Annotated in this window: 18 protein-coding genes; 9 read left to right on the top strand and 9 right to left on the bottom strand. The window is 36.9% G+C overall.

Features of this window, described 5'->3' with window-relative positions; translation table 11 throughout:
* The first annotated feature begins 6 nt into the window (after window positions 1-6).
* Both IEV57_RS14430 and IEV57_RS14425 read left to right on the top strand, forming a co-directional pair.
* Window positions 7-1,572 (top strand): calcineurin-like phosphoesterase C-terminal domain-containing protein, encoded by a 1,566-nt coding sequence (locus IEV57_RS14430; protein WP_188443752.1) that lies wholly within the window; start codon window positions 7-9, stop codon window positions 1,570-1,572.
* Window positions 1,573-1,719: 147 nt separating this feature from the next.
* The gene (locus IEV57_RS14425) at window positions 1,720-2,373 is read left to right on the top strand and encodes an ROK family protein (protein ID WP_188443751.1); all 654 of its coding nucleotides are present in this window, start codon (window positions 1,720-1,722) and stop codon (window positions 2,371-2,373) included.
* A gap of 51 nt (window positions 2,374-2,424) precedes the next feature.
* Here the strand turns inward: IEV57_RS14425 and IEV57_RS14420 are convergent, their stop codons facing one another.
* Genes IEV57_RS14420 through IEV57_RS14410 form a run of 3 tightly spaced genes read right to left on the bottom strand, consistent with a single transcriptional unit; the run spans window position 2,425 to window position 4,910 of the window.
* Window positions 2,425-3,387 carry an MlaD family protein gene (locus tag IEV57_RS14420; protein ID WP_188443750.1) on the bottom strand — a complete coding sequence of 321 codons (963 nt, stop codon included), beginning with the start codon at window positions 3,385-3,387 and terminating at the stop codon, window positions 2,425-2,427.
* A 2-nt stretch (window positions 3,388-3,389) separates the two neighbouring features.
* Entirely contained in the window at window positions 3,390-4,127 is a 738-nt protein-coding gene (locus IEV57_RS14415) for an ABC transporter ATP-binding protein (RefSeq protein WP_188443749.1), read from the bottom strand.
* 6 nt (window positions 4,128-4,133) lie between these two features.
* A complete protein-coding gene (locus IEV57_RS14410) occupies window positions 4,134-4,910 on the bottom strand; it encodes an MlaE family ABC transporter permease (protein ID WP_188443748.1) in 777 nt (258 codons plus the stop codon).
* Between the two features lie 507 nt (window positions 4,911-5,417).
* On the opposite strand from IEV57_RS14410, the gene IEV57_RS14405 reads away from it, so the two are divergent.
* Window positions 5,418-8,177: a M14 family zinc carboxypeptidase gene (locus IEV57_RS14405; RefSeq protein WP_188443747.1), complete on the top strand. Its 2,760-nt coding sequence runs from the start codon at window positions 5,418-5,420 to the stop codon at window positions 8,175-8,177.
* Between the two features lie 94 nt (window positions 8,178-8,271).
* Here the strand turns inward: IEV57_RS14405 and arfB are convergent, their stop codons facing one another.
* A complete protein-coding gene (arfB, locus tag IEV57_RS14400; protein WP_188443746.1) occupies window positions 8,272-8,691 on the bottom strand; it encodes an alternative ribosome rescue aminoacyl-tRNA hydrolase ArfB in 420 nt (139 codons plus the stop codon).
* Between the two features lie 195 nt (window positions 8,692-8,886).
* Between arfB and IEV57_RS14395 the strand changes: the two genes are divergently transcribed.
* Together IEV57_RS14395 and IEV57_RS14390 are read left to right on the top strand one after the other, a co-directional pair.
* Complete coding sequence (locus tag IEV57_RS14395) at window positions 8,887-9,387, top strand: GNAT family N-acetyltransferase (RefSeq protein WP_188443745.1); 501 nt, start codon at window positions 8,887-8,889, stop codon at window positions 9,385-9,387.
* A gap of 9 nt (window positions 9,388-9,396) precedes the next feature.
* The gene (locus IEV57_RS14390; RefSeq protein WP_188443744.1) at window positions 9,397-9,831 is read left to right on the top strand and encodes a DUF6526 family protein; all 435 of its coding nucleotides are present in this window, start codon (window positions 9,397-9,399) and stop codon (window positions 9,829-9,831) included.
* 65 nt (window positions 9,832-9,896) lie between these two features.
* Here the strand turns inward: IEV57_RS14390 and IEV57_RS14385 are convergent, their stop codons facing one another.
* Complete coding sequence (locus tag IEV57_RS14385; RefSeq protein ID WP_188443743.1) at window positions 9,897-10,742, bottom strand: SDR family oxidoreductase; 846 nt, start codon at window positions 10,740-10,742, stop codon at window positions 9,897-9,899.
* Between the two features lie 219 nt (window positions 10,743-10,961).
* Between IEV57_RS14385 and IEV57_RS14380 the strand changes: the two genes are divergently transcribed.
* A complete protein-coding gene (locus IEV57_RS14380) occupies window positions 10,962-12,350 on the top strand; it encodes a 3-keto-disaccharide hydrolase (RefSeq protein ID WP_188443742.1) in 1,389 nt (462 codons plus the stop codon).
* An 11-nt stretch (window positions 12,351-12,361) separates the two neighbouring features.
* Window positions 12,362-13,711, top strand: a complete 1,350-nt coding sequence (locus IEV57_RS14375; protein ID WP_188443741.1) for a Gfo/Idh/MocA family protein — start codon at window positions 12,362-12,364, stop codon at window positions 13,709-13,711.
* A 228-nt stretch (window positions 13,712-13,939) separates the two neighbouring features.
* Here IEV57_RS14375 and IEV57_RS14370 read toward each other — a convergent pair whose 3' ends face one another.
* Window positions 13,940-14,953, bottom strand: coding sequence for a LacI family DNA-binding transcriptional regulator (locus IEV57_RS14370; protein ID WP_188443740.1), 1,014 nt, complete (start codon window positions 14,951-14,953; stop codon window positions 13,940-13,942).
* 167 nt (window positions 14,954-15,120) lie between these two features.
* Here IEV57_RS14370 and uxuA point away from each other — a divergent pair, with 167 nt between their 5' ends.
* On the top strand, window positions 15,121-16,302 hold the full coding sequence (gene uxuA / locus IEV57_RS14365) for a mannonate dehydratase (RefSeq protein WP_229744510.1): 1,182 nt from the start codon (window positions 15,121-15,123) through the stop codon (window positions 16,300-16,302).
* 84 nt (window positions 16,303-16,386) lie between these two features.
* The gene (locus IEV57_RS14360) at window positions 16,387-17,568 is read left to right on the top strand and encodes a Gfo/Idh/MocA family oxidoreductase (protein ID WP_188443739.1); all 1,182 of its coding nucleotides are present in this window, start codon (window positions 16,387-16,389) and stop codon (window positions 17,566-17,568) included.
* A gap of 74 nt (window positions 17,569-17,642) precedes the next feature.
* Here IEV57_RS14360 and IEV57_RS14355 read toward each other — a convergent pair whose 3' ends face one another.
* The 3 genes from IEV57_RS14355 to IEV57_RS14345 all read right to left on the bottom strand — a co-directional run bounded on the left by IEV57_RS14355 (window position 17,643) and on the right by IEV57_RS14345 (window position 24,452).
* The gene (locus IEV57_RS14355) at window positions 17,643-19,019 is read right to left on the bottom strand and encodes a RagB/SusD family nutrient uptake outer membrane protein (protein WP_188443738.1); all 1,377 of its coding nucleotides are present in this window, start codon (window positions 19,017-19,019) and stop codon (window positions 17,643-17,645) included.
* Window positions 19,020-19,037: 18 nt separating this feature from the next.
* Window positions 19,038-22,007: a SusC/RagA family TonB-linked outer membrane protein gene (locus IEV57_RS14350; RefSeq protein WP_188443737.1), complete on the bottom strand. Its 2,970-nt coding sequence runs from the start codon at window positions 22,005-22,007 to the stop codon at window positions 19,038-19,040.
* Window positions 22,008-22,442: 435 nt separating this feature from the next.
* Window positions 22,443-24,452 carry an alpha amylase C-terminal domain-containing protein gene (locus IEV57_RS14345; RefSeq protein ID WP_188443736.1) on the bottom strand — a complete coding sequence of 670 codons (2,010 nt, stop codon included), beginning with the start codon at window positions 24,450-24,452 and terminating at the stop codon, window positions 22,443-22,445.
* Between the last annotated feature and the right edge of the window lie 339 nt (window positions 24,453-24,791).

Here is a 24,791-nt window from a genome sequence, read left to right as displayed (position 1 = left end):
TTTAAAATGAAAAAACTAATCTGTAGTGTAATTTTAATTAGCTTATTCTCTTCGCTTTACGCACAGGAAATAGCTAAGGGTGTCATCTATGAAGATGGAAATGGAAACGGTAAAAAAGACAGAAATGAAAAAGGAATTTCTGGAGTAGCTGTTTCTAATGGAGAAGATGTGGTCACCACGAATGAAAAAGGGGAATACAGTCTAGAAGTGAAAGACGGTGATTTGATTTTTGTCATCAAACCATCAGGCTATTCCGTTCCTTTAAATGAATATAACTTCCCGCAACATTTTTACATCCACAAACCATCTGGTTCTCCTGATCTCAAATACAAAGGTTCTGATCCAACTGGTCCGCTTCCAAAATCTGTTGACTTTGGTTTAAAAAAGGCCGATGAAAAGAAGAAATTCACCAGCTTAATTTTTGGAGATCCTCAGCCATACAACATGGAAGAAGTTGGATATTTCCAGAGAGCGATTGTTGAAGAACTTGAGGGAGTTCAAGGTGTCGAATTTGGTATTGCAATGGGTGATTTGGTTGGAGATGACTTGAGTTTATTTCCTGCCTATTCAGAAGTAGTTTCCAAAATCGGAATTCCTTGGTACAACATCATGGGAAATCACGATCATAACTTTGATGTGACCGAGGACAGACTTGGAGACGAGACATTTGAAGCGCATTTTGGGCCTTCCACCTATGCCTTCAATTATGCTGATGTTCATGTGATCATGTTGGAAAACATTCTCTATCCTGATCCAAGAGACGGTGTTGGCTACTGGGGTGGTTTTAGACCTGATCAATTGGCATTTATTGAAAATGACCTGAAGTATGTTCCAAAAGATAAATTGATTATCTTATCCATGCATATTCCTCTTTTTGAAGAAGGAGATTCCTTTAGAGACGAAGACAGAGATAAACTTTTTGAATTGCTGGCTGAATTTCCAAATACGATGTCATTTTCAGCCCATACGCACTACCAAAGACAGGATTTCTTTGGAAAAGAAGAGGGTTGGAAACAAGAAAAGCCACATCATCATTACAATATTGGAACTCCATCAGGAGATTGGTATAAAGGTCTTTTGGACGAAAGAGGCTTGCCAGTAAGCACTATGAGAGATGGCACGCCTAAGGGATACGTATTCCTAGATGTCGATGGAAACCAATACAAGGCAAGATATCAAGTTGCGGGTAAATCAGCTGAATATCAGATTGATGTTTTTGCGCCTAAATTGATTGAACAAGGAAAAAGAACGACATCAGCAATTTTTGCTAATTTCTTTTTGGGAACAGAAGGAAATCAAGTGAGATATCGAATTAATGACGGAAATTGGTCGAATATGAATTTCGTTGATGACTATGATCCAAAATATTTGGTTGATTTATTCCAATGGGATACTACTGAAGAGTTGTTAGATGGAAAAAGACCATCACTTCCACAAAAAAGTAAGCATCTTTGGAGAGCCAATATCCCGGCAAACCTTCCTACGGGAATGCACACAATTGAAGTTGAAGCAATTGATATGTATGGACAGAAACATACAGGAACTACCAAAATGGAAGTAAGAAGCAGATAATATGATGATTGATATTCGAGTAAAAAGGCCATCTCCGCAAAAGTTGGTCTTTTTCTTTTTCACACTATTCTTGTCACAAGTAAAAATAACCTTTGCTGCGCAGCGAATATCCTTTAATTTAGATTTCGAATTAAAACAAAAGCTATTTTGAAAATATTGGTAATTGATATTGGTGGATCTAATATAAAGGTTAGGGTTAACAATGGTGAAGAAAGAAGGAAAATCCCTTCTGGAACTTTTATGACGCCCCAAAAGATGGTGGAAGATGTTGTGAAAGCTACAAGTGATTGGGATTATGAAGTGATTTCCATAGGTTACCCAGGCGTTATTAAGGTTGGAAAAATTACTGCTGAGCCAAAAAATCTGGGGCAAGGCTGGGTTGGATTTGACTTTGAGTCAGCTTTTGGAAAGCCTGTAAAAATCATGAATGACGCTGCCATGCAGGCATTGGGTTCGTATGATACAGGAGTCATGTTATTTTTAGGATTGGGAACGGGACTAGGCTCCGCACTTGTAAGCCATGGTCATGTGGTTCCAATGGAGTTGGCACATTTAACTTACAAAAAAGGTGTTTTTGAAGATTATCTTGGCAAAAGAGGCTTTCAACATATGGGAGCAGCAAAATGGACCAAACATGTAATTGCTGTTGTAAGGAGGTTTTCCATAGCTTTCATTCCTGACGAAATTGTATTGGGTGGTGGAAATTCAAAGCATTTGACAAAGACACTTCCAAACTGTAGGTTGGGAAACAACCAAATGGCATTTGAAGGTGGATTGAGGATGTGGAAAAAGGAAGATTAGGTTAGAAATTCAAGATATGAGATACAAGAATCAAGACTTGAGAGCGGAGAATTAATCATTTTTCTCAAGTCTTCTGAAGTACCTTCTAAATAAGAAATTCTGTTTCAAAGCTTCCATATTTTGATTGAAATTATCTGTTCCTGCTTCTAGATTGGTGATTGTTTGTTGAATCTCCGCTTTAAAAGTGCTGTCTTTCAGAATAAGTTGAACTGTTCCATCTGTATTTTGGACTGATTCAAGCCATATTTTCATGTCATTTATGATTGAAACAGCTTTTTCACTTGTTTCCATCACATTTTCCATTGATTGCGCAAGTTGTTGACTCATAAGCGAATCTGTAAATGCTTTATTGATCAAACCGTTTCCATTTTGAAATTCCTGTATCATTTCTTTCCCAGCTTTGGTCATCGCTGTTGCATTTCTGCTTGCCTGATTCAGTTCTCTTATAGTTTCCTTGAGTTCAGTTGACATTTCTTCATCGGACAGCAAGCCCCAGAGTGCTTGACTTTGATTCAACTTATTGGTGATTTCATAAAGGTTGACAGATATTCGCTCAAAATAATCACCAGTAGAGCCAAGTTTTTTCAGCATTTCATCAGTACTCAACATATCTTGAGGATACAAAGTATCTCCTTCTACAATTTCCTTTGCATTACCATCTTGAGGGATAATCTGTAAGATTTTATTACCCATCAATCCATCGGTTGTTATAGAAGTCAATGAATTTTGCTTGATGAAAGATTGCATTTTTCTTTTGACTAGGAAATGAACAAAAATAGAAGAATCGCTCTCCATGTCAATTGACTTGATTGTGCCAATATCCATTCCTTTATATCGCACATTATTTCCGGGAACAAGTCCATTTACATTTTCCATGACAGCTATCACTGCTATTGATGTACCAAAAATATTTTGGTTTCTCCCGATCATGTAAAGTGAGAAGACAAGGAATAATATGCCTGCTATAACCATTAAACCTAGTTTTCCGCTGTTTAATTCTTTTTTTTCTTTCATGGCTAGTCGAAGAATTCACGGATTTTAGGATCCGTAGATTTTTGTAAATTTTCAAATGTATCCTCTGAGTAATTTTTCCCATCGATCAGCATGATGACCCGATTTGAGGTGATTCGGATACAATTCATATCGTGGGAAATGATTATCGAGGATGCATTATATTTCTTTTGTACTGTGACCATCAACTCCGATATTTCTCTTGATGTAATCGGATCTAGACCAGTCGTGGGTTCATCGTAGAGAATTACCCTAGGTTTCAAAATCAATGACCTCGCCAAAGCGACTCTCTTTTTCATTCCGCCTGAGAGTTCTGAGGGCATCATATCGATCGTATGTGCTAATCCCACATCAGTCAAAGCTTCAATAACAGCATGCTCCGCTCCCATTTTCCGCTGTTCCCTACTCCAATGCCTTCTCAAGGGAAATTCAAGATTTTCTCTTACTGTCATGGAGTCATAGAGGGCATTACTTTGAAATAGAAATCCTATTTGTGCCCTTAACTTGTCCACCTCGTCTTCATCCATGTCTTGTATGGATTGATCCAAGATTTTGATGTCCCCTCGATCTGCTTCTATCAAATTGATGATGCACTTGATTAATACTGATTTTCCCGAACCTGATTTCCCTAAAACCACCATATTTTCTCCAGCTTTTACTGACATAGAGAAATCCTTTAGCACGTGATTACTCCCAAAGGATTTATAGAGATTCTTAACTTCGACGATTGAGTTATTTCCCATAATTCTCTATGTTAAGCCTAATAAATCAGTCACTTGAACAGCGATCAAATCAATGATAAATACCAAAAGAGAAGCGACTATTACTGCTGTGGTGGCAGATCGGCCGACACCCTCAGTTCCTTTTTTGGAGAAATAACCCATGTAGCATCCAATTATACCAATGGCAAAGCCAAAGAAGAAGGTTTTGATCATAGAAGGTATAATATCTCCGAAACTCATGGCATCAAACACTTGAAACCAATACAAGTCCCAACTGACGCTTCCTCGGATATTGACCCCTAAATAGCCGCCATACAAGGAAATAGCATTAGCCAAACTGCTCAAAACTGGAACCATCAATGTAGCAGCCATTACTCTGGTCACGACCAAGTATTTGAATGGATTAGTACCAGAGACTTCCATAGCATCAATTTGCTCCGTTACGCGCATGGAACCTAGCTCTGCTCCTATTCCAGAACCAATTTTTCCTGCACAAATCAAGGCTGTAATTACCGGCGCAATTTCTCTGATTAAGGATACTGACACCATCGCAGGAAGCATAGATTCTGCACCAAATTCCACTAAGGTTGGCCTCGACTGTATAGTCAATACTAAGCCCATAATAAACGCTGTAATGCCAACCAGAGTCAAGGTTTTGAATCCTATCCAATAACATTGATTGAGAAATTCCCTGTATTCTTGTTTTGGCTTGATCACCTCTCGAAAAAACCTTCCCGCAAACTTGGAAATGTTCCCAATTTCAATCAGAAAATTGCTTTCTTCTATTTTGAATACTTTATACATCAGTTTTTTTACTTGAACCTAAAGATCAATAGATTAGATGGTAAATTTAAAAGCTGAAATCAGCTAAAAATATGATGTTTGTCATTTTTGTATTTACTGTCCGAAAAAATACGATTTGCTGTTCGAATTAGAACAGTAAGATCAACATAAAATTTATAAGATATTGATTTTAGGGTCTTTAAACATTTGGTCTTTAACTTGTACTCAATCGTTTAAACTGTAAATTTTGCGCTATGCTCACTTTCTTACTTTGGTTGATTTTATTTATCATTTGTTGGCCGATTGCGATTTTGGCTTTGTTTCTTTATCCCATCGTTTGGCTATTGTTGCTTCCCTTTAGATTATTGGGATTTGCGATAAACCTTTCCTTTGATTTAGTAAAAAACATTTTTTTATTACCCTTCAGGATTCTCGGAGTGCGATAGATCAAAATTTTTACCACCAAAGGAATTCTGGATCTGAATTTTATAATTTTTTTGTAGATTAAGCCAATAAAACTTAATCACTATGAAAAAGCATTACGGTATCATTTTGCTGCTACTCTTTTTTGGTTCTTTGGTCACAAAAGCACAGCAGCTTGATCAGACATACAATCAAAAAATCAAAGATTTCACCACTGATAAGAGATTTTTACCTCAATCACTTCTGGATGTAGCCGACCACCCTAGCATTCCTTCACCCTTGAAGCATTTTGGACATATCATTGGAGCTGAGGGACAGGTTCATGGCACGGAGGAGATCTACGCTTATTACAAAAAACTTGCTGAAACCTCTTCCATGGTTCACATGCAGGAAATGGGCAAGACTGAAGAAGGAAGAATATTCTATCTGATCGTGATTGGAGAAGAAAATGCGATAGCTAATTTGGATCGATATAAAGCGCAAACAGCCTTATTGGCAGATGCTCGAAAAACAAGTCCGGAACAAGCTGAGAAAATTATCGCAGATGCCAAACCAATCTACTACCTCAGTGCGGGAATGCATGCAACTGAGATGGGTGCTCCTGAAATGTTGATGGAATTAGCTTACAGGCTGGTGACATCAGAAGCTGAACAAATCAAAGATATTAGAGAAAATATCATTACAGTAATCAACCCGATCTCCGAACCGGATGGCTGGGATAAACAAGTGGATTGGTACTATAGATTTACCAAGGGAAGGGAATTGTATGATGATGGCTTCCCAAGATCAGTCCCTTATTGGGGTAAATATGTTTTCCATGACAATAATAGAGATGGCCTACAAGTATCTCAAGCCATCACCAAATCTATTTTTAAGGGGTTTTTTGAATTTCACCCAACGGTTATGTTGGATTTGCATGAATCAGTTCCATTGCTCTATATTTCTACAGGTACAGGACCTTACAATGATTTTGTAGACCCAATTACACAAAGTGAATGGCAAGTAATGGGAAATCATGATGTTGCAGAAGTCGCCGCACAAGGCATGCCGGGAGCATTTACTTGGGCATTCTATGATGGATGGTGGCCTGGTTATGGGATTTGGGTAGCAAATAATCACAATTCCAATGGCAGATTCTATGAAACTTATGGCAACGCAGGTGCAGATACTTATTTAAGAGACCTTTCCACTTCTAGCTTTGCGGGGGATTTGGCTACTTCCAAAGAATGGTACAGACCCGATCCTGCAACTCCGCAAGTTCTTTGGTCTTTTAGAAATAATATCAACTACACCCAAACAGGTGTTATTGCTTCACTTTCCTATGCTGCATCAAACGGCAAGCAACTTTTGAGAAATTTCTACAAGAAAGGTTTCAATAGTGTCGAAAAAGGAAAAACAGAAGGGCCAAGAGCATTTACAATTCTTAAAGAACAACGCGACCCAGCTATGGCTGCGTATCTCGCAAATCAGCTGATGATCCAAGGTATAGAGGTTCATGAATCTGAAAAGGACTATTTAATCCTTTCAGAGCAGCCTTATCGAAATCTCTTAGTTTCTTTGATGACACCTCAATCCTACCCGAAAGATGCGAAATTCCCTCCTTATGATGCGATTGCATGGACACTCCCCAACCTTTATGGTGTTGAAGTAAGTTCTTTAGATGATGTGTCAACATTAGAGTTGTCTGCATATAATCTTCTATCTGAAGAAACAAAATATATAGGGAAAATAGAGGGTAGCGGAAATACTTACATTTTACCCTATCATGCTCAAAATACTGTTCTTCCTGCTTTATATGCATTGAAACAAGATAATAAAAATGCGGAAATAGCAGTTTTGAAAAAATCAGAAGAAATCAATGGTAAATCCTATCCTGCAGGTTCTATTATCATCACAAAAAGTAATTCCAATCAAATCAAGAAAATATCTGAGAAGTTTGGGCTTGATTTTGAATGCAGTTCAGCTAATTTCTCGGTATTTGACCAAAAGTCAGTAAATCTTCCTCGCGTAGCCATATACCATACTTGGTACAATACTCAGGACGAGGGATGGTCAAGATATACTTTTGAGCAGCGAGGAATTCCATATACTTCGATTGACAAAGATGATCTCAAATCTGGCAATTTGAAATCAAAATTTGACGTGATTTTGGTGCCAAGGGTGAGAGGAAATGCCAAATCTTTTGTCAACGGTGTGGATAGCAAATTCGGTCCTATGCCTTACACCAAAACTGCAGAATTCCCTAGCCACGGTTTCCCATCGGCTACAAATGATATGACTGGAGGACCAGGATTTGGTGGAATTGAAAATTTGAGAAAATTCGTCCAAGAAGGAGGTCTTTTGATCGCTTTAGAAAATAGTGCATCCATTATGGCTGAACTTGGATTAGCTCCAGAATTGAGTCCTGCGAGTTCAGGAAGTTTATTTCATCCCGGCTCTATTGTGATGGCAAAAATCAGAAGATCAGACTCTCCGATTGTCAATGGCTATCCCGAAGAGTTCTCCATCTTTAGAGGAAATGGTCCGCTCTTGCAGACGAATAAATATAACAGAGACCTGATGTTGATACAGTATGGTTTCAAACCACTGAAGGACGAAATTCCCTATGATGGACCAATCATGGGAATGCCAGATAAACCTAAGGTAGACAAGGATGAAAAAAGCGATGGGAAAACAAAACCCTATGTCGTGGCAGGAATGGTCAGAAACGAGCAGGACATAATCGGACATGGTTCTGTTTTCAATGTCCCTGTTGGCAAGGGAAATGTACTAGCATTTACATTCGATCCACTTCACAGATATTTAAATCACCACGATGCACCCATGGTTTGGAATACCTTGATCAACTGGGATGGACTGAGATAAGATTTTGAAATGATAATCAGTTAATTGGTTTTGTATTAGATTAAGAAAAATGCCTAGCAAGTAATATCAGCTGGGCATTTTCTTTATAAAAAAGTTACCAGTCTACATTTCCTCTATTCTGTTTCTTTTGGGCATTAACTTTTTTGGCTTTGATACGGCTTTCAATAGCACCTTTGCTTGGTTTTGTAGCTTTTCGGATTTTCTTTTTCTCAAATGCTTTCAATAAAGCATCATAAAATTTCCGGATTGCGAGTTCCTTATTCTGAAGTTGAGAGCGCTTTTCTTGACTCTGAAACATGATTTTGCCTTCATTATCAAGCTTATTTTCCCATTTGCTGAGCAGGATAGATTTCTCTTCCTCACTGAGCACTTGCGAATTATGAACATCAAAAAATAACTGAATTTTTGAATTTACTTTATTCACATTTTGACCTCCTGGCCCTCCGCTTCTGGAAGCCTGAATTTCAAACTCTGAATCAAACAAACGTGATTTAATTTTCTTATTGATATGCATATTAATTCTTAATCTCTCTTCTTTAAAGTTCAAAAAGCCAAATAAAGTTACATTTTTGTAGAAATAAGCTGAAATTCACTCAAAAATTTGATTTGTATTACACCAAATGTCCTAGGTCAATTTTCAATTGATCAAATTTGAATTTAGCTTTAGCCTAAGAAATAAGCATCATTTAAATTTTAGCCTTTTCCATTCATGATCAAGATTATTACTGCTACAAAAGACCAGCTTATTGAGGTTCAAAAAATAGCGCATATCACCTGGCCAAAGACATTTTCTGATACCTTGACTCCGAGTCAGATTGACTATATGCTAGAGTGGATGTATGATTTGGAAGCTTTGGAAGCGCAAGTCACAGATAAAAATCATGTTTTCTTACTTGCTGAAGAAGAAGGGAAATATGTTGGTTTTTGCTCCTATGAACTGAATAGTGCTAACACCGGAAAGGTTAAGATCCATAAGCTCTACCTACTTCCTGATGTCCAAAGAAAAGGAATTGGTAGACAATTGATTGCCGAAGTCGGGCTGATAGCTCAAAAGCATGCTTACGAATTTATCTATCTGAATGTCAATCGATTCAATTTAAAAGCTATTCAGGCATACTTAGCCATTGGTTTTTATGAATCCAAAAGAGAAGTAATTGATATAGGAAATGGTTTTATAATGGATGATATTGTGATGGAAATGAAACTTTAAAAAATTAAAATGCAAAATTATAAAAATCATGCTCAGTATTACCCATTACATCATTTTGTGATGGCACCCTTAACATTGGGTTTATTTATTTGGTCTATCGTTCGGTTATTTTCGGCATTTGGAACAGATGAAATTAGCATAGCCCTCTTTCACTTTTTGATTGCCTTGATATTATTGATACTTCCCCTGTTGGCAAGACTATATGCACTGAAGAATCAAGATAGAATCATCCGAATGGAAATGAGACAGCGGTACTTTGAACTGACTGGCAAACCACTGAGGGTTCTTGAGGAAAAGCTAAGACTTTCGCAGATAATCGCTTTGAGATTCGCTTCTGACGAAGAGTTAATGGGTTTAATTGACGAAACGATTTCCAAAGATCTAAGAGCAAAAGAGATCAAAATGAAGATCAAAAACTGGCAAGAGGATAAAAGGCGAGTTTAATAAAAAACAGCTCCAATCTAACACAGGTTGGAGCTGAATAATAATTAACCCTAAATATTTATTTTTTAAACTCCACTGTAGGCACTGAAACCTCCATCTATCGGAACCACAATTCCAGTAACAAAAGAAGATTCGTCTGAAACAAGCCAAAGTAAACTTGAGACCAAATCTTCTGGTTTCCCAAATCTCCCAAGAGGCGTGTGTTCTATGACTTGAGTTCCTCTAGCAGTCAGACTTCCATCTTCATTGGTGAGTAAGCTTCTATTTTGTTCTGTAAGGAAAAATCCAGGAGCAAGTGCATTGACTCTAATTCCCATTTTGGAAAAATGTACAGCTAGCCATTGAGTAAAGTTGGAAATAGCAGCTTTGGCACCACTATACGCGGGGATTTTAGTGAGTGGAGTAAATGCGTTCATTGAGGAAATATTGATGATTGAGCATCCATTTTTCCCTACCATATCTTTCGCAAATATCTGAGTTGGTAAAAGAGATCCTATAAAATTAAGATCAAACACAAACTTGATTCCTTCTGTGTCCAAATCAAAAAACGTCTTTAAGTCTTCATTTTCCAAATCACCTTCTTCTAAAAATGGCTTTGCAGTAGTTCCCATAGGATGGTTTCCTCCCGCTCCATTGACCAAAATATCACATGCGCCAAGTTTATCCAAAACAATTTGATGTGCTTCAATCAAGCTGGTTTTTTGCAGAACATTTGCTTCAACCCCAATTGCCTCACCACCTTGTTTTTTTATTTTTTCTGCAACTTCTACAGCTCTATCTGTATTCAAATCTAGAATAGCAACTTTAGCTCCCTCCTTTGCTAAGGCGTATGCTAAAACCTCACAAAGAACTCCTCCGCCTCCAGTGATTACGGCAACTTTTCCTTTTAAACTTTGATTCGATTTTTCCATATTCTCTCAAATTTCTATGTGCAAATAGTATAAAAATGATGCTGAGGGCAATTGGAAATGGAATATTGTACGGAATCGATTTCACAAAATGGATTGTGTCGATGTCCATAAATGACAAAAACTCGCAATCGATTTCGTAACTTAGAACTGAAAAGTGAATATTTTAGAAGACTATTGGCAATATTGAGTATTTAAACCTTATGAACTCAAAATAGAAAGATGAAAAAATTAAAAACAATGGCACTTTTGATTGTTACAAGTGTCTTCCTTTTCTCTTGTAATGGAAGTGAAAGTAATCAGACTTCTGATAATTGGAGAGATTTATTCGATGGAGAGACTTTAGATGGCTGGAAATCAGTCATGGGAGATGCTACATTTGAAATTAAAGATGGAGTAATTGTTGGTACCGCAGTGGCCAATACTCCCAATACCTTTTTAATCACAGAGGAAATTTTTGGTGACTATATTCTGGAAGTTGACATCATGATCAATCACGAATCTTCAAACTCAGGTATCATGACTCGCGGTCAATTCGATCCAAGTGCGCGAAACGGAGAAGGATTGGTTTATGGTTATCAGATCGAATCAGACCCAACAGAGAGGGCTTGGTCTGGTGGACTTTATGATGAAGCAAGACGAGGTTGGCTCTATCCATTAGATCTGAATCCAAATGCCAAAACAGCATTCAAAATGGGCGAATGGAATACTTACAGAATAGAAGCTATTGGAAATGAAATCAAGTCATGGATAAATGGACAAGAAGTAGCATACGTCGTCGATGATATGGACTCAAAGGGATTTATCGGGCTTCAAGTTCATGCTATCTATGATGAAGCACATGCAGGTGAAAAAACTTCTTTTCGAAATATCAGAATTCAAACAGAAAACCTCGAACCAAAAGCTTTTAAAGGTGATGTTTTTGTGGTCAATACTGGTTTGAATGAATTGACTGAATTAGAAAAGCAAAATGGTTGGAAATTACTTTTTGACGGTCAAAGTTCTGATGGATGGGTTGGTGCATACAAGAATACTTTCCCGGAAGAAGGTTGGAATATCAAGGATGGCATTTTAACAATCGAAGGAACTGATGGTTCGGAATCTACAAATTTTGGAGATATAGTAACAACTGATTCATTCAGTGCATTTGATTTAGCATTTGATTTTAAAATAACCGAAGGGGCCAATAGTGGAGTGAAGTATTTTGTGACTTTATCCGAAGGGAATACTGGATCAGCGATTGGTTTAGAGTATCAAATATTGGATGATGAAAGACATCCTGATGCCAAGATGGGAAAAGATGGGAATAGAACTTTGGCTTCTCTTTATGATCTTAAAACAGCAAATAAGCAACCTAGATTTGTTCGCAAACCTGGAGAATGGAATCAAGGACGAGTTGTGGTACACCCAGACAATAAAGTGGAACATTTTATCAATGGAGTAAAAGTATTGGAATATGTTAGAGGTTCTGAAGAATTCCGACAATTAGTGAAAAACAGCAAATACCATGTGTGGGAAAACTTTGGAGAAGCAGTCGAGGGTAAAATTCTTCTTCAGGATCATGGCAATGAAGTCAGCTTCAAAAACATTAAAATCAAAACCCTAAAATAACCTATTCAAACATGAGTAATAAATCATCATCCCGTAGAGATTTTATAAAAAAAACCACCCTCCTATCTGCAGGCATTTCCTCTTTAGGGTCATTGGGTTTTTCCGCCAAGAGTTATGGAAATATTCTAGGAGCTAATGATAGAATAAACGTGGCGATTATTGGACTTGGTAGAAGACTTGAGGCATTTATTCCACCTTTAAGCGACGAGAAAAGTAATATCAATTTGAGTTATCTCTGCGACGTGATGAAATCACAAAGAGAAAATGCTGGTAGCATTTTCTCCAAAAGGCTCAATTACTCACCCAAGCTAGAAAACAGCTTTTTTAAGGTTATTGAAGACAAAAGTGTAGATGCTATTATCAATGCTACTCCAGATCATTGGCATGCGCCTGGTACTTGGTTAGCATTAGAAGCTGGCAAAAATGTCTATGTAGAAAAGCCATGTAGTCACAATCCCCGTGAAGGTGAATTGCTCGTAGAGTATCAAAAAAAATATGGAAAGGTAGTTCAAATGGGTAATCAACAACGCTCCTCTGACCATACTATTGAAATTATTAAAGAAATTCATAATGGAGTGATTGGCAATCCCTATACAGCCACGGCTTTTTATAGTAACGGAAGAAAAGAAGTTCCTATTCCTACTCCAGCATCTCCTCCTGAGGGATTAGATTGGGAATTATACCAAGGTCCATCTCCAAGAAAAGGCTATATGCATGATACTTGGGATTACAATTGGCATTGGTATGGATGGGATTTTGGTACAGCAGAGACGGGTAATAATGCCACCCATGAACTTGATGTTGCTAGATGGGCACTTCAAGTTGACTTCCCTAATCATGTTGCAGTAGATTCTGGAAAATATCACTTTTCAGAAGACGGATGGGAAATGTACGATACTATGCTTGCTACATTTAAATTTGATGATAATAAAACCATCATGTGGGATGGAAAAAGCAGAAATAATTACAACATGTACGGCTCAGACCGGGGAACAATAATCTTTGGTACCAAAGGTTCTGTCTTTGTAAATAGAGGACTCTACAGATTATTTGATGTTGATGGAAAGTTAATTAAAGAAGTCAAATCTACAGGAAAAGAAGGAAGCACAGGTTTAGGCGGTGGTGGAGATATGAGTTCCCAGCATGTGATCAATTTCTTGGACAGTATAAGAGGAAAAGTGACTCAACGATCACCAATTGATGAAGGGGCAAAAAGTACTTTACTTTGTCATTTAGCAAATATATCTTCTAGAATCGGTGAGAATTTCGATTGTAATACAAGTAATGGACACATTTACAATCGAAAAGGAATGGCTTTGTGGTCAAGAGAATATGAAAAAGGTTGGGAGCCGAAAATATAAAGCTTTAGATTTTCCGCATTGACACTAGGATGTAATTTTATCACAAATAATCTTAAGGATAGTTGTCAACTAGGCACACATGTGTCGACAGCTAAGTATCCACAGTACTTCAAATATAGGAACTAGATTATTTTTAATGGCAACTAGTTTAAAAATGGATATACATTTAAAACTTTATATACTTTTTATAACCTTGACGCTTTTAGAAAAAGTGTCAAGGTTTTTTTATTATTTTGAACTTTCCCTTTCAGTAAAAACTGATGGAATCGTCACAATTTTATCCTCAAGATCCGGCTGATTCTTTTTTGTTAATTTTTTAATCAAGAGTTTCGCACATTCTTCACCAATTTCATAAGCAGGCTGAGAGATTGTAGTCAAAGGAGGATGAAGTAAGTCCGCAATTTTCATATTAGAAAAACTCACCACTCGAACTTGCTCAGGAATTTTAATGTGGGTTCTAGACAAAGCTCGGTAAGTTGCCAAGGCCAATTTCTCCACTGATGCAAGTACACCGTCGGGTCGGTCAAGCTTATAAAATATACTTTCTAAGAGTGCAATATTTTTTTCATCAGAATGGCTGCATTCTATGACCCAATTTGCTTCAAAAGTTATATTTTTCTTTTTAAGTGCATCCTTAAATCCTCTTAATCTTTCTATACCGTTTGAGTTTTCATTAGAGAGCATTAAGAATAAGATTTTTTTACACCCTTTTTCGATCAAATGGACTGTACCCTGATAGCCTACTTCATAATCATTGGTAATGAATTTTGTGGTAGGGAAATTGGTGGAAATTCTATCAAAAAATACAACAGGCGTATTTCTTTTCTTTAACTTATCTATATGATCTGACTTTTGGTCAAATCTAGAAATTGACATTACAATAGCATCAACTCTCCCACCTATTAGCAAGGAAAGAATGTTTTTTTCTTGTTCGGTATCTTCATTTGAATTGTAAACAAGTAAATGATATCCATAAGCTCGAGTGACGGATTCCATTCCATCAATGACTTGACTGAAAAAATTATTGATCCGCTCAGGAATAATGACACCTATAGTTTTACTTTTTTGTTCTCTGAGACTTCGTGCATATGGATTAGGTTGAAAATTCAATTCCTCTGCTAAAGCCAATACCTTCATTTTGGTAGCATCACTAATTTCATGACTGTCATTCAAGGCTCTAGAAACTGTAGAAGGAGCTAGATTCAGTTTTTGAGCCAAGTATTTGATTGTGATTTCAGCCATTTCGTTTTAATATTTAAGCAATAAAGGATTCAAATATGATTAATTTTTCGGAAACGATTGCACATAAAAATATTAAACTGTAGCTATTTAAGGCCTTTTTTTGCGTAAAATTAAATGTTAATAATTTGAAACACAAAGACTCAAAATACCAAAAGCAACTTGATAAAATGAAGAAAGAAATATACAAAATGGAGCAAACTATGCGCTGGTATGGTTCTAATGATCCTGTAAGCCTGTGGGATATACGGCAAGCTGGTGCCACTGGCGTTGTTTCTGCCTTACACCATATACCAAATGGTGAGGTTTGGAGTAGAGAGGAAATAAAAACTAGAAAAAATGAAATTGAAGCTGTTGGTCTCAATTGGTCAGTTGTTGAGTCTATTCCAGTACATGAAAATATAAAAACCAGAAGTGGGAATTTCAAAGTCTATATAGAAAATTATAAGCAAAGTATTCAGAATCTGGCTGCTGAAGGAATTCATACGGTCTGTTATAATTTTATGCCGATTCTCGACTGGACAAGAACCAATCTCTTTTTTGAACTACCAAACAAAGCGAAGGCGTTAAGATTTGAGAAAAATGCGATCGTTGCTTTTGATGTTTATATTTTGAAAAGGCCAGGTTCTGAAAGTGATTATTCGGATGATGAATTATCAAGAGCACTTCAATATTTCAAAAATATTAGCGAAGGTGAAAAAGAAGAGCTCATTGCAAATATATTGAAAGGTCTTCCTGGTTCAGAGATAGGTTTTACATTAGGACAGTTTCAAGACGCATTGGATACGTATAGCGGCATTGGGAGAAAAGAACTAGAAGAGAATTTAAAGTTATTTCTTAATAATATTGTTCCAACTGCGGAAGAAAATAAAGTTTTTTTAGCGATACATCCTGATGATCCTCCTTTCGATGTTTTCGGATTACCACGTGTGATGAGCACCTCTAGAGACATAAGAAGACTCATATCAGGCAATCCAAGTGCATACAATGGTATTACATTTTGTACAGGTTCTTATGGAGTATTAGCCGAAAATGACTTGCCCACTATGGTGAAAGAATTTGGAGATCGCATTCATTTTATTCACCTCAGAAGTACTAAAAGAGATGATTTAGGTAATTTTCACGAAGAAAATCACCTAGATGGAGATGTGCCAATGGCAAGCGTTATTGCTGAATTGATTGTTGTTCAGCAAAAACGTCAGAAGTCATTGCCTATGCGTCCTGACCATGGTCACCAAATGCTTGATGATCTCAAAAAAACCACAAATCCTGGCTATTCAGCAATAGGAAGATTAAAGGGCTTAGCAGAAATAAGAGGTGTGGAAGAGGGAATTCTGTTTTGTAAATATTAGAATTTATACCGCTCACAAAGAATTAATTCAGATGCGAGAAATTTCTAAGTACCTTACTTTTCCAAACCTAAAACCAAATTAACCTTGAAAAGAAGAGATTTTATGAAAGCTGGAGCTGTGCTTGGTTTAAGTACAGCAATTCCTGCTTTTTCCATTCATCAACACTTAAAAAAGAATTATAAAGTAGGAATACTCGGCTATGGCGATCGAGGTTCGGGCCTGCATGGCGTATTATCTCAGATGCCCGATCAATTTACTGTAACAGCTATTTGTGAAACTTTAGATTTCAGGGTTCAAAATGCAAGAAAAAAGGGCTTGGATTCTAAGATTAAGGTTTTCAAGGACCATAGAGAAATGGCCGATTATAAAAATGTAGATGTCATAATGATAGCTACACCGCTTTCCATGCATTTTGAACATGCAAAAACTGCTTTACAAGCTGGTAAACATATTTACCTAGAGAAAGCCATGACCCATACAGCTGAACAAGCTCTAGAACTTCAAAAAATTCACCAACAGCTTCCAAAGCAAGTTATTCAAGTGGGACATCAATACCGATATTCACCACTCTATTTTAAAGTGAAAGATTACATCCAATCCGGCTATCTTGGAGAAGTTACACAAGTAGAGGCAAGATGGGACAGAAATCACAATTGGAGGCGTCATGTGCCAAGCCCTGAGTTGGAAAGGCAAGTCAATTGGAGAATGTATGAGGAGTACTCAGGAGGTTTGGTTGCAGAACTCCTCTCCCATCAAATGGACTTCGTTCATTGGGCTTTTGACACAGTCCCAAGCAGTATTTATGCAACGGGCGGTATTGATCATTTTAAAGATGGTCGAGAAACTTTTGATAATGTCCAAGCGACAGTTAGGTATAATGATGCAGGTATAATTGGCAATTATGGAGCTACATGCAGCAATCAATACGAAGGATATATTTTTAAAATTAAGGGAAATAAAGGAACAATTTCGCTTTTGATGAATGACGGATATTTCTATCCTGAGCCAGAGCATTTAAAAGAGTTGCAACAAGTAGATGGCGTATCTGGCGCAACTAAGTTAGAATGGTCAGATAATCGAAAAGGTATAAAATTAGTGACAGAACCTCTCAAAGATGGTACTTTTTACGCACTTCAAGACTTATTTGAATGTTTGGAAACTGGACGTATTCCGTACTCAAATGTAATGAATGGTGGTAATACAGCAATAGCTGTAGCAATGGCAAATAAATCTTTGAAAGATGGTCTCCCTCAAAGATGGGTTTGATTTGAATGTTCTAAAAGTAAAAAAACTTTTCAAAGTAAAAAGGAGGAGTAAAAACTCCTCCTTTTTTATAAAATTTAATTTCCTGAATACTGATCCCAGCTTAATTCTGCTTGAGGATGAGGAAACTGCATAAATATTGTCCCACTATCATAAGAAGTAGGGATTTCGTCTAACTTGTCATATCTTCTTGCATCAATCCAGCGATGTCCCCAAGGTTCTGCCCACAAGGAATATCTTCTTTGATAAAGGATTTCATCAATCAAAGCAGCTCTTGTGGTAAGTCCAGTGTAAGGACCGATTCCAGCTGCATTTCTGATAATATTGATCGCTGCAACAGCATCTGCGAATTGATCAAGGTTAGCATGTGCTTCTGCTTTCAGTAATATCAATTCTTCATTTTTAATGAAAGTAATTGACGTTGTATTGCTAGGCCATCTTGCATCTTGATGTGTTCCAGTCAAAGTACCTGCATCAGTAGAAACAGTTACAGGATTTGTTCTCAGAAAGAATTTAGCTAATCTATTATCATTCGGAGTAGCATCATCTAAAACTGAAGGGTGCACAACAATAATTGTGTTTGTAGCAGCATTTGGCACATAGAATAGTGGGTTAAATGCATCTGGTGGACCTACATATGGATGTGCTGGTCCAGCAGTTAAGCTTCCATTGAGATTCATGAACGAAGCGTTTAAAGCAGTTAAAACACCAGGCCAGTCTTTTCTATATGCATTAGCTCTTGCCAAAATAGCATTATTTACTTGGCGTAATCCTGCTATTGTGTTGAATTGTGCAAATCCAGGAGTCAATTTAAAAGGGAAATTCCCTGTTCCCGCAGCCGCGAAATCAAGTTCAGCAGCATCAAGTACATTTTTGACATGATCCATAGCTTCATTATAAGGCACAAATGGTCCCGGATTCAATGGATCTGTTACATCAATTCTAATTCCATTTTCATAAACAAAATTTGCAGGAATCATAAATTGGTATCCTTGAATCATTTTAGCAAATCCACTTACAGCTCTTCTTTCCGATTCTGTCAAGATAGATGCATTTGCAGCAGCAGATATCAAAACGTTAGCTTGATTTATAGCTTGATATGGCGCCGCATAGGAACCACCACCTGTATTTCCAAAACCAAAGTAAGAATTATCAGGAACTCTTCCATTCTGACCAAGCCAGTCGGTCTGAAATCTTGGATCAGATCCATTCAAATACCAAATTTCTCTTCCAAAAGTATTCCATGCCTGTGAGACGTTTGTAACATATCCTCTATGTCTAGATTCAAGTCCAGTAAGAACAAATTGAATCTGAGGTTTTGTGGCATTATTAGATACACTCGATACAGATGGGTTGTTTGGATCTTCAATATCATCCAACTGCAAAGGATTACATCCCCAAACACCCATTCCTATGAGTATTGCAAGGGTCATATATAAATTAAACTTTTTCATTTTTCTTCTATTTTGAGATTAAAAATCAAGTGTCACATGGAAGAAAATTCTTCTAGGAGTAGGATAAGGAGCTATATCCACATTGTTTGCAACAGATTGAGCACCGAATGTTGATGTTTCTGGATCATAGCCTTCATATTTTGTGAATAAGAATACATTATTTGCCGAAACGCCCAATTTGATATTTTCTAAAGAACCTCCGAAAGTACTTGCTACTGTTGCCTTAGGAACAGTATAGTAAATACCAATTTCTCTAACTTTCACAAAAGATGCGTCTTGAACCCATCTTGCAGCATTGTTATGTGGAGCAGGTGCTCTTTGTCTTCCATTTGGAATGCCATCACCATTGTCATCATCAAACCAGCCATTTGTAGTACCTCCACCATCAGACAAGAAAGAGGTTAAGTTGATATTGTCTCCACCTTGTCTCCAATCCAAAAGGAATGAAACTTCAAGATTCTTCTGAATACTAAATGTATTGTAGAACGACATATTGAATTTTGGTTGGGCATTTCCCCAAACGGTAAATCCTCCTGGAACACTTGGGTCAGCGGGTGTTCCCACGATGGTAGTTGGTGCAAAGCCTTCTGCATATAAGAAAGTACCTAGACCAGCACCAAAAGCTCCTGCAGTATATGTTGGAATTCCTAATCTAGTAAGAAGTACTCTATTCTGCCAGTATAGAACTCTTGAGAACCATCTAAAATTTGACTTGTCTACTACAGTTCCAGAGATCCCTAATTCAAAACCTTTATTCTGTAATTCAGCTTCGTTGCTAGGTGTTGTATTGACACCTGCGGCAGGAGATAAATTCAAGTTTTGGATGTTGTTCTGTGTGTTTTTGACGTAATAGGTAGCCTCAATACCGATTCTATTATTGAAGAATCCAGCATCTACACCAAACTCCAATTCTGTCGCAGTCTCAGGAAATATCCCTTCGTTTCCAAATTGAGTAGAAACTACAGAGCCTAGTAAGCCCCCAATATTGGCACCTATCAATGGTGTATAAATACTTCCAAAAGCTACTGGGCCAGCCGTCTCTCCATATGCAATTCTTGGCTTTAACTGATTCACAAAGCTTGAACTGAAGAAATCAAAATTGGCAAGATTTATTGCTAAGGAAGCTCTTGGGAATGCATAAAACTTATTTGCATCACCATTTAAAGTAGACTTATCCCATCTGATACCTAATGTACCGATCACTTTATCATCCCAATTTGCTTCTTGTTGTAAAAACACACCTGCTTCTTGGATTTCACTAACAAAGTTTTCATTGATTTCTTGGACATTCGCTTGTCTTAAATTAGTTTGACCAGGAACTAAGCCTCTACCTCTATTGAAAAGAGAGCTATTGTTGAAGTCTAATCTTACTAAACCAGCTTGAGAGTTCATATTCACACTACCCAAATTCCAATTGTAGATTAAGGCTGCTTGGAAGTTTGTATTGAAACTTTCTTGCTTGCCGATCAAAACATCTCCAGGATTTGCTGAAGCTGCTTGAGATTGTAAAAACTCTGGTAAATACACCATGGTAGAGTTTTGTAAAAAATCTAACCCACCTGCAATGTTTGCTTTCAAAAAGCTTTTGCTTGTTTTCAATAAATCAATATCCAAGTTAAAAGCCTGAACAAATCTGTTGACTTCTGAAGTGTTCACAGCATTATCTGTCAAAGCAACTGGATTTTCAGCGAAATATGGGTTATTAGGATACACACCATTCACCGGTCTCAAATCGAAGTAATTCGGAACATATGCAATACTATATCCTATACTTGCCCCTGAATTGTTTTGATTTCCTGTAAAACCTCTATCTGTTTGTGATTTGATGTAGTTTGAAGAAACACCCAATCGAATATTGTTAGATATTTTGTGATCAATATTTGCTCTTATTGAGTATCGGTCAAAACCTGTGTTTTTTACTGTACCATCCTCTGATGTAATATTACCTGAGACAAAGAACTTTGTTTTATCGGTTCCTCCTGTTACCGTCAACCTTGTATTACTCAAGAGTGCAGTATTATTATAGAAATAATCCTCGTAATCAATTTTATCTCCTTGTCTAAATCTTTCTAACTCAATTTCTCTTCTGTTATTAGTAGCAGGAAAGAAAAAATTGATTTTCTCTTCGTTCCAATCATCAACACCTAACAACCTTAATGGCTGAGCAAATCCAATGTCTTGAGAGAGGGAAACTTTGGTTTTACCTTCTGTTCCTCTTTTTGTAGTGATAATGATTACCCCAGCATTAGCTCTAGTTCCGTAGATAGCTGCGGCTGAAGGCCCTTTCAAAACCTCAATGGATTCAATATCTGCTGGGTTAAGATCTGCAAGTCTATTCGAACCATCATCTTGATTTGCTCCACCTGCACCAGTGACAGCAGCTCGGCCAGTTCTTTGGAAAGAATTATTGATATAAACACCATCTAAAATTATTAAAGGTTGTGAAGCTCCTGACAAACTTGAAATTCCTCTCAATTGAATAGAAAGTCCACCACCTGGAGCACCACCATTGGAACGGATAGTTGCACCTGCAATTTTACCATACAAAGCACCGTCTGTTGTTTGAATAGTTGTCGTTCCCGTCAATTCTTTTGCGGAAACTGAAGAAACAGCATTTGCCAAGTTGGACCTTTTCACAGAAGATGCCAACCCAGTGATAACGACTTCTTCGAGGTTAGTAGCATCTTCTTTTAGTTCTACTTGTAAAGTGTTGTTTGAAGGACTTACTGTAAATGTTTGACTAAGATAGCCCAAAGAAGAAATTACCAAAACAGTCTCGTTGTTACTGTTAAGGTTGAGTGTAAACCGACCGTCAAGATCAGCTACTGTACCTGTTGTGGTATTTCTTACCAAAATGTTTGCCCCAATTAGAGGCTCTCCTGTTCGGCTATCAGTAACGATTCCTGTAACCGTGTACTGAGCAAATGACCACCCAACCGAAAGGAAGAGCAAGACAATTGCCGCCGAGAGTTTGTAAGTTTTTCTCATAAGTTATTGGTTAAAATTTAAAATGATAGTAAATATATCAAAAATGCTGTTCATAAAAATTTCAAATGAAAAAATTATATGAATGAAAAAAACCTCTAGAAACATTTGACTAAGTGATCAAACTAAAAATACTTATTCATAAGTGATATATTAATAAAAATATGCGTTTTTTATAAAAAAGTATACTTAATATTGATCAAATGATAATTTGAATAAAGGTTATTATTACTAAAAATATATATATGCGCTTCTGTAAAAAAAAATATTATGAAATAGAATAAGTTATTTTTACCTAAAGAATGTTACCGTTGGTAGTCGATAACCAATTCCAATATACCATTCAGAAATCCTATGAATTATCTAATATTGAATAACTCACATCATCTATCAAGTTTCATTTAGATAGATTATGATAACTCTTATCTCTTCAAAAAATCAAATCTTTTTGAAAACCAAACAAGTCCTATTAGGAAGGTAAATTTGAATGTTACCCTTTTTATCGGTAGGATAATTCATCGACTTATCGATTCTTTTGAATCCCCCAAATTCCGTATCGTCAGAATTAAGTATAATTTGGTATTCTCCTGCCTTTGGTAATGCTATTTCATAACCAAAGAATGATTCAGAAATATTGAAACTGAAAACAAAAATTAAATCTCCTCTCTCAAAAGCAAGGACTTTCTTCTCAGCATCTAAAAATATCTGTTTGGCACGATCAGATTTCAACACCTGATATTCATCTATAAGTTGAATCATCTTCTTATCCCATAATCCAAGTTGGCCGTATTTCAAAGATTCATTATCTGCTAATGACCATTGACGACGAGCATATTGGTAACTCCAATTATTTCCTTCTCTTGGGAAATCGACCCATTCGGGATGGCCAAATTCATTCCCAATGAAATTAAGATACCCTTCACCTCCCAAACTAATGGTAATGAGTCTTATCATTTTATGTAGTGCAATCCCTCGATCGACAACAAGGTTTTTGTCATCAATTCCCATATTGAAATACATTTCCTTATCCATCAGCCAAAAAGCAAGCGACTTATCCCCCACCAAAGCTTGATCGTGAGACTCTGCATAGGCAATAGTCTTTTCTTTTTTAGGGCGATTGGTCAATTCATGCCACATCTCAAACATGTCCCAATGTTCATCTGGCTTATGCTTGAGGGTTTTTATCCAAAAATCAGGAATACCCATCGCTAATCGAAAATCAAATCCTATACCACCATCTTCACATGTTCGGCACAAACCTGGCATTCCACTTACTTCCTCAGCAATTGAAATCTTATTTTCTGAAAATCCATGAATCAGGGTATTTGCAAGCTGTAAATAAAGCAAAGCGTCTTCATCTACACCTTCGTTGAAATATTTATCAGGGTGATCAAAATCGGTATGTCCATGATGGAGATAAATCACAGATGTAACCCCGTCAAATCTAAATCCATCAAAATGAAACTCTTCCATCCAATAGCGGATATTAGAAAGTAGAAATTGCTGTACTTCTATCTTTCCATAATCGAAAAGTTTGGAATCCCATCCTTCATGATATCCTTTTGGGCCCGAATGGAAGTATTGATTTTCAGATCCATCAAATTCGTTGAGACCTTCATTAATATTCTTTACGGCATGAGAATGGACAATATCCATTATTACCGCAATACCCATTTCATGGGCTTTGTTGACTAAGAATTTTAAATCTTCTGGAGTCCCAAATCTTGATGTTGGTGCAAAGAAGTTCGAAACATGATATCCAAATGATCCATAATAAGGATGCTCCATGATTGCCATCATTTGAATAGTATTGTAGCCAGCAGCTTTGATTCGCGGAAGAATATTTTCAGCGAATTCTAAATAGGTTCCTACTCCCTCTTTTTCTTGGGCCATCCCTACATGACACTCATAAATTAAAGGATGCAGTTTGTTTTTTTCGGGCGAAAAAGTCTGATCACTCCATTTAAAATCAACTTCTGGAAACCATAATTGACCCGCAAAATCATGATTTTCTGGGTTTTGATCAACTTTTCTGATGTAAGCTGGGATTCTATCGTATGCGCCATTATTTGCTTCTACATGGACTTTAATTTTGCTGCCATGTATAAAAGAATTTTTGTATTCTTCAAAAGGTAAAAATACTTCCCAATCTCCTCTGTAATTTCTTTTCATGGGATGGCTATACCGATTCCAATGATTGAAATCACCCATCAAAAATAAATTATGTGCCTGAGGTGCCCATTCTCTATAAATCCAACCATTCCTGATTTTTTCAAAATGAATCCCATAGTATTCGTGAGACCTAGCAAATTCTAGAATATTTCCACTGTGAGCATTGATATCTTGAATAGCTGACTGATAGGTTTTGAATCTTTCGTAAATGGCTCCTGCGTGAGATTCGAGCCAAGATTCGTCTTGGATTAAAGGTAGTTTTTTAGCGTCTTTCACAAAAAATTGGGTTTGTTTGAAATCTAATTTAGATAAAATTGAATTTCTAACAACATAAAATTTCTCATTCCTTCAAAAATTCTAAGTAATTATCAAATAAAAAAATAGATCATTGCAGAAGCACAGATGTAGCCAAACAAAAAACATAAAAATATAGAACCTCCTAGTGCAAACTTTCGATGCTCTGGCTCTTGCTTGTGATGAAATACATGACTAAGCTTTTTGATGTACCTGTCAGGAACAATTGACAGGAAAGCTAAACCGTACACTACGGTTAATAGCGAGAGTGAAAATAGGGTTTCCATACGTTGATTACTAGGGATAAAGCAAAGTTAACAT

It is taken from the genome of Belliella aquatica, from assembly GCF_014637795.1.
GTDB classification, from domain to species: Bacteria; Bacteroidota; Bacteroidia; order Cytophagales; family Cyclobacteriaceae; genus Belliella; species Belliella aquatica.
This window is presented reverse-complemented; position numbering and strand designations above follow the sequence as displayed.

Excerpts from the sequence above, each read along its gene's own strand:
- IEV57_RS14430 (WP_188443752.1), top strand. The coding sequence starts at position 7 with ATGAAAAAACTAATCTGTAGTGTAATTTTAATTAGCTTATTCTCTTCG.
- IEV57_RS14420 (WP_188443750.1), bottom strand. The coding sequence starts at position 3,387 with ATGAAAGAAAAAAAAGAATTAAACAGCGGAAAACTAGGTTTAATGGTT.
- IEV57_RS14415 (WP_188443749.1), bottom strand. The coding sequence starts at position 4,127 with ATGGGAAATAACTCAATCGTCGAAGTTAAGAATCTCTATAAATCCTTT.
- IEV57_RS14410 (WP_188443748.1), bottom strand. The coding sequence starts at position 4,910 with ATGTATAAAGTATTCAAAATAGAAGAAAGCAATTTTCTGATTGAAATT.
- IEV57_RS14405 (WP_188443747.1), top strand. The coding sequence starts at position 5,418 with ATGAAAAAGCATTACGGTATCATTTTGCTGCTACTCTTTTTTGGTTCT.
- arfB (WP_188443746.1), bottom strand. The coding sequence starts at position 8,691 with ATGCATATCAATAAGAAAATTAAATCACGTTTGTTTGATTCAGAGTTT.
- IEV57_RS14395 (WP_188443745.1), top strand. The coding sequence starts at position 8,887 with ATGATCAAGATTATTACTGCTACAAAAGACCAGCTTATTGAGGTTCAA.
- IEV57_RS14390 (WP_188443744.1), top strand. The coding sequence starts at position 9,397 with ATGCAAAATTATAAAAATCATGCTCAGTATTACCCATTACATCATTTT.
- IEV57_RS14385 (WP_188443743.1), bottom strand. The coding sequence starts at position 10,742 with ATGGAAAAATCGAATCAAAGTTTAAAAGGAAAAGTTGCCGTAATCACT.
- IEV57_RS14380 (WP_188443742.1), top strand. The coding sequence starts at position 10,962 with ATGAAAAAATTAAAAACAATGGCACTTTTGATTGTTACAAGTGTCTTC.
- IEV57_RS14375 (WP_188443741.1), top strand. The coding sequence starts at position 12,362 with ATGAGTAATAAATCATCATCCCGTAGAGATTTTATAAAAAAAACCACC.
- IEV57_RS14370 (WP_188443740.1), bottom strand. The coding sequence starts at position 14,953 with ATGGCTGAAATCACAATCAAATACTTGGCTCAAAAACTGAATCTAGCT.
- uxuA (WP_229744510.1), top strand. The coding sequence starts at position 15,121 with ATGAAGAAAGAAATATACAAAATGGAGCAAACTATGCGCTGGTATGGT.
- IEV57_RS14355 (WP_188443738.1), bottom strand. The coding sequence starts at position 19,019 with ATGAAAAAGTTTAATTTATATATGACCCTTGCAATACTCATAGGAATG.
- IEV57_RS14350 (WP_188443737.1), bottom strand. The coding sequence starts at position 22,007 with ATGAGAAAAACTTACAAACTCTCGGCGGCAATTGTCTTGCTCTTCCTT.